Annotated in this window: 1 protein-coding gene; it reads left to right on the top strand. The window is 72.1% G+C overall.

All coding sequences use genetic code 11. The features are described 5' to 3' along the window. Positions 1 to 389, top strand: a 389-nt coding sequence (locus tag C3Y15_RS31530) for a zinc ribbon domain-containing protein (RefSeq protein ID WP_243860310.1), incomplete at its 5' end; no start/stop codon positions are given. Between the last annotated feature and the right edge of the window lie 152 nt (positions 390 to 541).

Raw genomic sequence — 541 nt, 5'->3', positions numbered from 1 at the left:
GCTCACACGGCTCACACGGCTCACACGGCTCACACGGCTCACACGGCTCACACGGCGGCGGGCACGGCAGCGGACCGCAGAGCGGCCATGGCGGCGGCCATCACGGCGAGCGAGGCCGCGAACTGTACGACGCGCACGACGCGCACGGCCGCGATCGCGATCGCCATGACTGGGGCCGGCAGCCGCCGACCGGCGGCCGGGGCGTGCCCGGCGCCGACTTGTCGTTGCGCCAACTCGTATGCGCGGGCTGCGGTGCGCTCAACGCGCCGGCCGCGCGATTTTGCGCGCAGTGCGGCGTATCGCAGCGTGGCCGCGCGTGCGGCCGTTGCCAGGCAGCACTCGCCGCCGACGCGCGCTTTTGTCCGAACTGCGGGACGCAGGCCGGCTAGACGCGCAAGCACGGGTATCGTTGCCGGCAGACCGGCAGACCGGCAGACCGGCAGACCGGCAGACCGACAGACCGACAGACCGACAGACCGACAGACCGACAGACCGACAGACCGACAGACCGACAGACCGACAGACCGACAGACCGACAGAC

The organism is Burkholderia sp. B10, assembly GCF_004368385.1.
GTDB classification, from domain to species: Bacteria; Pseudomonadota; Gammaproteobacteria; order Burkholderiales; family Burkholderiaceae; genus Burkholderia; species Burkholderia vietnamiensis.
Note: the sequence above shows the minus strand (reverse complement) of the source record. Positions and strands in the feature narration are given on the sequence as shown.